Source organism: Aquitalea sp. ASV11, assembly GCF_016429185.1.
GTDB classification, from domain to species: domain Bacteria; phylum Pseudomonadota; class Gammaproteobacteria; order Burkholderiales; family Chromobacteriaceae; genus Aquitalea; species Aquitalea pelogenes.
Map to the genome: position 1 here is coordinate 1 of NZ_JAELUD010000111.1, position 8,510 is coordinate 8,510.

Genomic DNA, 8,510 nt, shown 5'->3' on the forward strand with positions numbered 1-8,510 from the left:
GCCTTCCACCACGTATACCAGGGTGTCGCTGCCCAGCTGGCGGATGGTTTCGGCCAGCAGGGTGGTTTTGCCCGAACCGGGGCTGGACACCAGATTCAGCGCAAAGATGCCACGGTCGCGCAGCCACTGGCGGTTTTGCGCGGCATAGCCATCGTTCTTGGACAGGATGTCCTGCTCAATTTTCACCATGCGCGCCTGGCTCAGGCCCGGCGCATGGGCATGGGCCGCGCCCTGACCGTAATGCAGCGCCGCGCCACCCGCCTGCTGGCTGAGCGTGGGCTGATGTTCTGCCGCCTGGCCTGCCGGGCTTGCCGGTGCCGGGCGGGCGTGGACATGATGATGGTCGTGGTCGTGGTCGTGGTCGTGGTCGTGGTCGTGGTCGTGGGAATGGCCATGATCATGCGCATGGTGCGGGCGATACGGAAACTTCACGCCGCCGGGAGCCCGGCCTTCAATCTTCACATTGCCTTTGCTGCAGCCGCAAACGGTACACATTGCTGCCTCTCCTTGTTTTTCATTCTGATGGCAGCGGCCGGTGGCCACTTGCCGGTATTCATGGTGCGGGGCTTATTCCACTTCCAGTTCGCTGACGCGCATTTCATCGCCACCGGTTACTTGCACCTGATGCTTGCCGCACAGTGGGCAGGCATCAAAGCGGGCATGGACGGCCACGCTCTGGCTGCAGGCCAGGCACCAGCCTGCACCGGGCTGGCGGACAAAGTGAAAGCGCGCGCCATCGGCCAGCGTGTCGCGGCTGACCACTTCCAGGCAAAAATCCAGTGCTTCCACTTCCACCCCGGCCAGCTCGCCTATGCTCAGCCACACCTGTTTGACCCGGCTGAAGTCCTGCGCCTTGGCCTGGTCTTCCAGCAACTGGACGATGCCTTCGGCCAGTGACATTTCATGCATATTCTGTTTCCTTGCTCACGCTGTATGCCACACAGGGGTCGATCAGGCTGATCTGGCGCTGCCATTCTGCGGCATTGGCATTGGCCAGAAAACCCAGGCTTACCCGCAATACCCCTTCCGGATGCGCATGCCACAGCGTGGGCGGCAGCACCCGGTAACGGCTGATGCGGCCTGCTGCATCCAGCGCCGCCAGATGCAACAGCGGCCCGCGTGCGGTTTCCACCAGCGCCAGGGCACCATCGGGCAGGCTGGCGACACTGGCTTGCAGTTTCTGTGTGCCGCTAAGCCAGCGCGCCAGTTGCAGCAGCCGCGCCAGCAGCCGTGCGCGGGGACGTAAATTCATTTCCAGCATGCCGGGCAGTTGATCCGCCTCGCGTGCCAGTGCGCTCACTTCACATGCTTGTCCTTGCCACACCGGCCCGCCGGGACGCAGCCAGTCGGCCAGATGCGCCGCCAGTATGCCAGCGCCAAGCGGTGGCAGCAGCGTACAGCCCGGCAGCGGCTGATCCAGCATGCGCAGCCAGCGTGCCGGTGCGGTATCGCCTTGCCTCAGCCAGCCCAGCCAGCCGTCTTCGCCGCGTTGCAGCCAGTGCTGGCAGTCCTCGCCGTAGACAAAGGCTTCGGCCAGACTGCGCAGGGTGGGCAGATCCTGTGCCGCGCGCCATTGTGCGGTCCACTGTGCTGCTGCCGGAGCGCCGTCAAAAGCCTGCGACCAGTCCAGCAGCAGCTTGCGCAGGGTTTCCCGCACGGCTTCCAGTGTCAGCGTGGCATGCTGTTCATCACTTGCCGTGGCCTGCTGACCGGCCGCCTGTTGCAGCACCAGTCTGGCGGCCAGGCTCTGCGCCCTGGCACACAGGGTGAACAACAGGGGTGTCATGGCCTCGACCTGTGCCACGGACTGGCCGATGAACAAGCGCTCGGCCTCCATGCGCGGCCAGCTTACGCGAACGGCAGTCGTGCTGTCCTTGTTCTGGCTCAGGACAATGTGAATCCGGTCGGTATTCATCGGCTCAGTCCAAACAGGCGACGGCGGGACAAATCCGGTGCGGCGGGCTGTGCCGGTGGAAACAACAGCTTGAGTACTTCTTCCGCCGTAGCACAGGCGCTGGCCTGATCGGCAAATTGCAGCACCGGCGAAAACAGCGAGCACAGCCGGTAGTCGCCCAGTGCGTCTTCATGGCCAGCCATGAAGGGCAGGGCGTCACCCGGCAGCGCCACCACCACCTCGCCCCCCGGTGGCACCGGTGGCAGGCTGTCGGCTGCGGCGGGCAGCAACAGCAGGTTCATGAACCAGGGGGTGAGCAGCACGCCCACCCACAGCAAGCCGTGCGGGCCCTCCCACTGGCGAAAGCCGATGGCCTGTACCTGCAAGGCCGGGTTGAGGATGGGAATGCCCTGCATGCGCGTGTCGGCAATCTGGCGGAACAGCTGTTCCAGTTGCAGGCTTGGGTCAAGGTCGGGACTCATGCCGGGGCGTCCAGCACCATGAACTGGTCGCGTGCGCCATCGCATACCGGGCAGCGCCAGTGTTCCGGCAGGGCGGAAAACGGCGTGCCGGGCGGAATCTGCCATACATCGTCGCCCTGGGCCGGGTCGTACACCCACCAGCAGATCTTGCATTCCATGCGCGCATCGTCCGCCAGGCTGGCGTCGCGTCCCAGGTAGGAACCTTCAAAGCGCCCGTCCATCAGTATTCCCCTTGCAACCACTGCCAGGCTTCTTGCAGGCGGTCCAGCGAGTCGGCCAGATCGTCCTCCGAGGCCAGCGCCACTTCCGGAATGCGGGTGATTTCCAGCGTATCCAGCAAGATGCTGTTCATGCCGTTGAAGTACTGCACGCGCCAGACATTGCGTAGCGAGGTGGCCATGATGCGGCATTTGCCATAGCCACGGGAAAACACCCCGCTATTGCCCGGCCCCAGGATGGCATCCAGGCAGTCCATGTCGGCCGGGCTCATCGGCAGCAAGGAAAAGTTGATGATGTGGGCTTCGCTGCCGGGGTTTTGCATGGCGGCGGCAATTTCGGTCAGTACCGGCCCGGCGTTCATCAGCTGGTCGGGCAGAGTGGGGATGTCCAGCGCGGCCTTGCCAAACGCCCGGGCAGCCTGCCATACGGCGGCGGGAATAGGGCAGGCTTCAATGCGGTCGGCCAGCAGCTGGCCATCGGCGCTGCTTTCCAGCACGCGCCAGATGCCGGCGAATACCGACTCCTGCATGTCCAGTTCGCGGCCGTCCAGCAGCTTCACCCGACAGGACACCTCGCCTTCGCCCAGCAGCTGGTTGATCAACTGGCGGTTGGCGGCGTCAAGCTGGCTGATGTCCTGCACCGGGTAAACCTCGGCATCACCCTGATAGCCCTGCAACTGGGCAATCAGCTCGGCAATCACCTGTTTGGCGGCATGCAGGTGTTCCACCTCTTCCGATGTGGGCAGGGTGGGCTGGTCGAAGCTGTCGATTTCACGCGGCAGCGGCATGTAGGCCAGGTCCGGGTCTTCCGGTTGCGAACCGGGGCCAAGGCCCACCACGGCGACGGGAAAGGGTTTGATGTTCATGCGCAACCTTTCTCGCTGCTGGCACTGGTAACCGGAATGCCGACCGAAGGCGGGCGACGGGTGGGGGCGGTCAGCTTGTCGGCAAAGCTGTGCACGATGTCCGGCCAGTCTTGCAGACCGGCGATGATGCCCACGTATTCGCCCTGACGCAGAAACAGCAGGGCAGGGAATTTCAGGATGCCAAAGCGTTTGGCGATGGCCTGGCTGGCGGGCAGGTCGGCATAGGCCACACGGAAAGTGTTGGCGGGGAATTCACGCAGCACTTCCGGCACGATTACCACATTGTCCAGCACCTCGGGGTATTTCACCGGGTCGGCATTCAGCATCACGATCAGGTTTTGCGTGGCGCTGGCCAGCGTGTCCAGCCCGGCGGCATCAACGGCCTGGTAGCCGGTGTCCGCCAGTCTTTGCAGCAGATTGTCTTGCGGGTTGCTCATCAGGAGGTTTTCCTTTGTGCGTCCAATTGCGCTTGCAGATGCGGCGGCAGCTGCGGTTCGCGCTGATTGAGGTCGGCCAGATGGATGGCCGGGTCGAAACGGCCGTTCATGGCGGCGTCCAGTGCGGCCAGCGCGTCCAGAATGTCGGCTGCACGTTCGGCGCTTAGCACCTCTCGTGCTGCGCCCATGAATACCAGCAGCCAGTCACCCGGCTGTACTGCGCCCACCAGCGACAGGTCTACCGTTTGCCATTGCCCGGCATGCTGACAGTCGGCCACCAGTTGGTGACAGCGTTCCACTTGCATGGGGATGCCCAGACACATCAGCCTTCTCCCAGCAGTACGCGGTCGTCGCCGATGCGACAGGCCAGTTCGGCTGACGGGCGTTCATCTTCATAGCGCTGCATGTCCAGGCTGGCGTGATTCAGCCGGTCGTCGTCCTGGCGGGGTGACAGGCTGACGCCCCAGTCCTGCAACTGCTGCACGGCCAGTTCAATGGCCGGTTCCAGCTGTGCACGCACCGCCTCGGTCAGGCTGCCGCCATAGTCTTCCAGCTGCACCGGCTGCACGCCGATCAGCACGATCTGGCCGGGCAGATTGCCTTTGAGGTCGGCCAGTGCCAGCACCTCGGAAAAACCGGTCTGGTGCAAGCTCATTTTCTTGGCGGTGAGATAGGCCGGTACGGCATCGTCGCGGTACACCTTGAGCGTGCCGGGCGTGAGGCCAAAGTCGATGGCGTCAAACAGGATCAGCCGGTCCGCTTCTTCCACGTAGGGCAGCAGCAACAGGCCTTGGGTGCCACCGTCCACAACGTCGACGTTGGCAGGGAGCTGGTAGCGGGCAAACAGCTGCTCGGCGGCGCGTACGCCAAAGCCTTCGTCAGCCCAGAGCAGGTTGCCCAGCCCCATGATGGTGATGTGTGCGGTGTGCATGGTTTCGATACTGCTGTAACGGAATGGGTTACAGATCAAGATTCATGCCAGTGCCGGATTTGCAGGGAATATGTGTCAGATCAGGGGCTTGAGCCGTATTCCATACGCAATGCAAGGACATGGCCCTGACAAATGGAAAGTAAAAGTGCAAACCAACTAACCAGTAGCGGTTGGGTAGTTGCCGTGAATGGACGCATTCCCGGAAATGGGCAAGGCCGATGCGGGAATGGCGGTCGGCTGGCGGTGAAAACCGCGTTGGGCATGCTACTGGTCAATGAAGGCTGCGGCCGATTTAGACGCGGAACCGAGTGCCTTGCCATTGGGGCTGGCAGCGCAGTGGATGACGATCAGTGGGATGGTGTGGGACACGATATTTCCTCATGCGGACATGAGGCAAATCGTAGGGATGGGTCAGGAGGACGGCAGATCGGAAAGAGTCAGCTTTCGACCCAAACCAGACCAAGCTAGCGAGCTAGTCACTACTCCTTCAACTCGAAACAATAATATGCAAAGCAGAGGCAGCAGCAAAAAGATTGCCATGTCTTTGAACAGCAAGCACCCCTTCTAAAACTCTGATGTTTGAGTGGCTGATGGCAAAAGAGGATAAGACCCAATCTCATTTGCAATGTCGATAAGTTTTACATGCCGAATCCAGATGGAAGGGTCAACGTATTGGCTATACTTTCCAAATATAAAATGATGCTGAATGTCTGGCTTTAATATTGATTCCTTTAGCTCCAGCGCACTCCACAAATCAATGCGAGGATCAATACTTTCAGCGGGAAGTGAGTACAACATAGCCAGTCTGGCTTGCAGGTACGTAGCAATATCTTTTGCATTTTTTGACTGAAATACTGAATTGCTAAATATTGCACACTCAACTTGCCTTTGTAAGTTTTCTCTAATTCTTCTTTTTTTACTCTGCAGATGGTAAAAACAAATGAATAGAATGAGTGCTAAATTTAGACAAACATATATGAGAGTGCAATTAGCCACCGCAACATTCAGTCGAAAAGAGTAGAAAAAATAAACAACAGAAAATGCAATAAATGCAAGAGAAAGTGCAAAAATTTTGATGGCCGACTTCACTATATTCATTACAGTTAGACCTCTTGGTTCATTTGCCATTTCCGCAATGCTTCTGAGTCGCTGTTTATCTAATCTCGCTTTTTGGCCAACTTCCTTTTGTTTCACTGAGTCAAAAGACAGTATTCTAACGTTTTCAGAAGCATTGCTTTAAAACACCAATAACATATCTGTATCGCAGTAGACTGTCCGATTTTGGCCGAAAGCAGTTACTCAACCCTTTTTTGGCTATCCAGTCGAAATGGCTTCTATCAAAAAGGAGCCTTGCTTTTCTTTTTGTGGTACAGATAGCCGAACAACATTGCTAGCGGGTGTGTGACGAAAAGACTATAGGCGTGCCACTTGCTATAGATAAAAATGCTACTAGTCACTTCGGTGAAGTGGCCGTGACTTCTCAGAAAATAGTGGCCGTTTTCAATGTTTCCGTTGATGGCATCACCACCAAGACCCAGTGCAATGCTTACAAAAATGAAAAAATTTACCATACCACCGAGATATACAATCCGATAAATTTTCAGCTTGATGTCTTCACTCATGGTAAAAATGGTTCCCGATTAATATTGGGCCGCTATTGGAAGGTAAGCTTTGAATCGTTCCAGCATTTGTAGCCATTTCTGGATCGCTGGTATGCACCACAAATTTCCTGCCCCTTCCAATTCAACAGAGAATCGCGCCGCAGCTGGAATGGCTCCCGTCAACAATGGAAACAGCAAGCCATTAAATAGTCAGTTTGAGGCAGGTATAAATTGCTCAAGCTCAGAGGTGTATCGCGCATTGCGCTCACCCGTATTGCTGTAGTACTCCTCAATGGATTTTACCCAGCGCTTGATTTCAGGCACATACCAGAAGGCCTTGTACACTCTGCCAGAATACATTTGCCCGGCAGGAGTACTCTTTACAACATTCGCGGCAGAGGGGGTGCCAGATGCATCCCTGGTGATTGTTTGCGTGACAGAAAGAGAGGGCTTGCCTTCGCCTGACCATGCGCCCTCGGCTTCCACCTTCATGGCATTGAACTTGCCTGCAGGCACCTCAATCTGTTCGTATCCAAGCACTTTGTATTTAACCGACCACTGCTCACTGATATGGTTGGTCGGATGTGGATCAGTAAACTTCACTTCCCAGCTCTTCCCCACGGACAGCGGGAAATTGAATGGCCGCATTGTGACTACTTCCACCCCACCCAGTTGACGAACAACTCCCCAGTCTCGGGTTGCAAAGCTGTCTTTGGGGGCCAAGGAAGAGCCACTTGCCTTGCTCGAAATATAGATTGCCGAGGACGATACCCGGTTTACCCATAAGTCTTGCCGCGTCTGAGTCCAGCCGGTATCACCCTTTTCACTTGTGATACGGTAGGTCCACTTGTCTCCGGCCTTTACATCTGGCTGGTTAATGTTGTCAGCCCATGCTGGTAGGGAAGTCAGCAGGCTAAAGGCAAGAATGGTGCACTTACTCATGACATCTCCAGTACAGTCGTCAAATAGTTGAATGTCATTTTCAACCTTCGCCCATGACTATGCAAGCAAGCTACAGTCAGGCAAGCCTTGCAAGTCTGAGTTGGGTCGAAAACACGCCACATTTACGACTAAGGCGGTCACTTGGAGCGGTTTAGGGTCAGCTGACTGGTTACTGCTATATACGAGACGGTCCCGCAAAGTGCGCCCCACTTCTGCTTTGGCCGATATGGGGGCTATGGGCCGATATGCTCTGAATTTCCGTTTTGTGTGGTTCGCCGATGTAGTAGAAGTAAAAATGGCCTGTCGAGGCCATTTCTCATTCAGTAGAACAATCCTTGCCCGGTATCACTCAGCGGTACCCAGTCATCTCCCTTATCCAGAATCTCCTCAATCCTGCGGTCACACAGCCGGTATTTAGGCACCAGCACGTTGTTGACGGTGGCGTTATGGCCCAGCTCCAGGCAGTTGCTGCCGCCGTAGGCTTCCACCAGTTTGATGGTGGTACTCAGTCGATGATGATACGGACGTTTTCCGGGACCAGATGCAAGCACGTCGCTATTGAATAAAAAGCCTTAAGCCAACAGCCCGCCTATCCATTAAATAGCCGGGCTGTTCTGCACGGGTGACTACGCGGGTTCAAGCCAGCAATTGCTGTTGTTGCTGCTGCAAACCCAGCAAGCCCTGCATCAAGTGCCTGCGGTAGGCATCGGACGGGTGCAAGGCCAGCAAGGCCAATACCGCCTCCAGCGTCTGGGCCTGCTCTCGCAATGCGGATTCCAGCTGATCAAAACTGCGTGCCAACTCCTACACCGGGCTGCGCAGCGCGGCAAAGCGGTCCTGTTGGAGCATGGCTTGCAGCAGCACGATATGTTGGCGCATCAGGGGGAGGACGGGTGTGGTGGTTTGGTGTGTCATGAGCTGCGCTCTCCCGTTGGTTGGCATAGGGCGGAGGCAGCAAGCAAGTAAACAGTGAAAATCATGAATGGTCTCCTGGAATGTTTACCTGCCGCCCGACGCCAATCGGGGGTGGCAGGCACATGGCAGGATTGGCGTACCGTTCCAGGAGCGGTGCCTCGTGAGAGGCTCCCACCATGGCCCGCCATAGAAGACGTGCAATGGTTACGGACGCGACACGGTGT

The 8,510-nt window shown here is 57.5% G+C and carries 13 protein-coding genes and 1 pseudogene; all 14 read right to left on the reverse strand.

Annotated elements, in window-relative coordinates:
* A pseudogene (locus JHD62_RS20545) lies at positions 1-495 on the reverse strand (hypothetical protein); the annotation flags it as partial.
* Between the two features lie 72 nt (positions 496-567).
* A complete protein-coding gene (gene hypA / locus JHD62_RS20550; protein WP_199104444.1) occupies positions 568-909 on the reverse strand; it encodes a hydrogenase maturation nickel metallochaperone HypA in 342 nt (113 codons plus the stop codon).
* Entirely contained in the window at positions 902-1,915 is a 1,014-nt protein-coding gene (locus JHD62_RS20555; RefSeq protein ID WP_199104445.1) for a hypothetical protein, read from the reverse strand. The genes hypA and JHD62_RS20555 overlap by 8 nt, the downstream gene beginning before the upstream one ends.
* Positions 1,912-2,376 carry a [NiFe]-hydrogenase assembly chaperone HybE gene (hybE, locus tag JHD62_RS20560; protein ID WP_199104446.1) on the reverse strand — a complete coding sequence of 155 codons (465 nt, stop codon included), beginning with the start codon at positions 2,374-2,376 and terminating at the stop codon, positions 1,912-1,914. Before hybE ends, JHD62_RS20555 begins: the two co-directional genes overlap by 4 nt.
* The gene (locus JHD62_RS20565; protein ID WP_199104447.1) at positions 2,373-2,597 is read right to left on the reverse strand and encodes a rubredoxin; all 225 of its coding nucleotides are present in this window, start codon (positions 2,595-2,597) and stop codon (positions 2,373-2,375) included. Before JHD62_RS20565 ends, hybE begins: the two co-directional genes overlap by 4 nt.
* Positions 2,597-3,460, reverse strand: a complete 864-nt coding sequence (locus tag JHD62_RS20570) for a hydrogenase expression/formation protein (RefSeq protein ID WP_181834864.1) — start codon at positions 3,458-3,460, stop codon at positions 2,597-2,599. Before JHD62_RS20570 ends, JHD62_RS20565 begins: the two co-directional genes overlap by 1 nt.
* Positions 3,457-3,897: a hypothetical protein gene (locus tag JHD62_RS20575; protein ID WP_199104448.1), complete on the reverse strand. Its 441-nt coding sequence runs from the start codon at positions 3,895-3,897 to the stop codon at positions 3,457-3,459. Before JHD62_RS20575 ends, JHD62_RS20570 begins: the two co-directional genes overlap by 4 nt.
* Complete coding sequence (locus tag JHD62_RS20580) at positions 3,897-4,220, reverse strand: HypC/HybG/HupF family hydrogenase formation chaperone (protein ID WP_045845130.1); 324 nt, start codon at positions 4,218-4,220, stop codon at positions 3,897-3,899. Before JHD62_RS20580 ends, JHD62_RS20575 begins: the two co-directional genes overlap by 1 nt.
* Positions 4,220-4,828, reverse strand: a complete 609-nt coding sequence (gene hybD / locus JHD62_RS20585) for a HyaD/HybD family hydrogenase maturation endopeptidase (RefSeq protein WP_199104449.1) — start codon at positions 4,826-4,828, stop codon at positions 4,220-4,222. Before hybD ends, JHD62_RS20580 begins: the two co-directional genes overlap by 1 nt.
* A 564-nt stretch (positions 4,829-5,392) precedes the next feature.
* Complete coding sequence (locus tag JHD62_RS20590) at positions 5,393-6,022, reverse strand: hypothetical protein (RefSeq protein ID WP_199104450.1); 630 nt, start codon at positions 6,020-6,022, stop codon at positions 5,393-5,395.
* Positions 6,023-6,165: 143 nt separating this feature from the next.
* Positions 6,166-6,450, reverse strand: a complete 285-nt coding sequence (locus tag JHD62_RS20595) for a hypothetical protein (protein ID WP_199104451.1) — start codon at positions 6,448-6,450, stop codon at positions 6,166-6,168.
* A 189-nt stretch (positions 6,451-6,639) separates the two neighbouring features.
* Entirely contained in the window at positions 6,640-7,371 is a 732-nt protein-coding gene (locus JHD62_RS20600; RefSeq protein ID WP_199104452.1) for a hypothetical protein, read from the reverse strand.
* Between the two features lie 320 nt (positions 7,372-7,691).
* Entirely contained in the window at positions 7,692-7,922 is a 231-nt protein-coding gene (locus JHD62_RS20605; protein ID WP_199104453.1) for a hypothetical protein, read from the reverse strand.
* 85 nt (positions 7,923-8,007) lie between these two features.
* On the reverse strand, positions 8,008-8,172 hold the full coding sequence (locus tag JHD62_RS20610; protein WP_199104454.1) for a hypothetical protein: 165 nt from the start codon (positions 8,170-8,172) through the stop codon (positions 8,008-8,010).
* Between the last annotated feature and the right edge of the window lie 338 nt (positions 8,173-8,510).